The 1237-nt window shown below is 64.0% G+C and carries 1 protein-coding gene and 1 pseudogene; both read right to left on the bottom strand.

The annotated features are described in order from the left end of the window. Positions 1 to 776 (bottom strand): MCP four helix bundle domain-containing protein (locus F2P45_RS34220; RefSeq protein WP_166882658.1); only part of this gene is annotated, 776 nt, incomplete at its 3' end. 174 nt (positions 777 to 950) lie between these two features. Then, a pseudogene (locus F2P45_RS34215) lies at positions 951 to 1237 on the bottom strand (methyl-accepting chemotaxis protein); the annotation flags it as partial.

Here is a 1237-nt window from a genome sequence, read left to right as displayed (position 1 = left end):
GTGAGCGAATCGTTCATCGCATGCAGGGCGCGCATCAGGTCACCGATTTCGTCGCGCGAGGCCGGGCCGAATTCGGTGGTCAGATCGCCGCTGGCGACCGTGCCGGCCACCGCCACGGCAGCTTTCAGGGGCACTGTGATCGAGCGCGTGATCAGGAAAGCGCAGACGGCGCCGGTCAGCACCGCCAGGGTGCCGAGCACCAGCAGAAGCTGAATGGTACGGGTGTTGGCCTTGTCGATGGCCAGCGCGGTGTCGTCGATGGCTTTGCGCTGCATCGCCAGCATGTCCTGGATGCCGCGCTCGTAGGCTGCGGCGGCGGGCGTGAAGGTGCTGTTGAACAGCTGCTCGGTGACGGCCGGGTCGCCCTGCTTTTTCGATGCCATGACCTGCTCCTTGGCCACCTGGAAGGTGGCGCGCAGGGCCTGGATCGACTTCATCATGGCTTTTTCTTCGTCGCTGGTGAGCAGCGGCTCGATCTGCTTGATCAGCGCCGTGCTGCGCTTGACGCCTTCGCTGATGGTGCCGGCGAAGGTGCTCGAGAGGGCGTCGTCGCTGCTGCGCGCGATCAGGGCGGTACGGCCGACGGCGGCAAACACCATCACGTACCAGTCCGACACCAGGCGTTCCTTGCTCAGGGGCTGGGCCATCATCAATTCCGTCGCGCGCGCATTGTCGCGCGCCGCAATGATGGCGTAGGCCGTGGAGACAATGGACAGAACCAGCACAATCGCGAAAGCGATGGCGAGGCGTGAACCGATGCGGACGTTGGGGAACATGGTGTTTTTCCTGACAGGTGAAGAGGCATAAGTGCCGACCGGCAATTATCCTCTTCTCCCGGCAAGACGGGCCATTCACGAACTTCCTACATGGCAATTAGGGCTGTCTTGTTGTTTGTAGTCAACATTTGCATGGACAATATTTACTGGCGTCGTGGAGGCGGGGCACGCTGGTCAGGCCGCCAGCTTCAGGGCCGCCCTGGCTGGGGCGCGCTGCGGGCGCGGCGACGACGATCGCGACGTCAGCTTGAAGCCGGCAGCCACGTCGGCCAGGCGCGCGGCCTGTTCTTCCAGGCTGCCGGCGGCGGCCGCCGCTTCCTCGACCAGCGCCGCATTCTGCTGCGTCACCTGATCCATCTGCGCAATCGCTTCGTTGACCTGATCGATGCCGACGCGCTGTTCGTTACTGGCGGCCGTAATCTCGGACATGATGTCGGTCACGCGCGCCACGCTGTCGACCA

It is taken from the genome of Massilia mucilaginosa (assembly GCF_011682145.1).
GTDB lineage: Bacteria > Pseudomonadota > Gammaproteobacteria > Burkholderiales > Burkholderiaceae_D > Telluria_A > Telluria_A mucilaginosa.
Note: the sequence above shows the minus strand (reverse complement) of the source record. Positions and strands in the feature narration are given on the sequence as shown.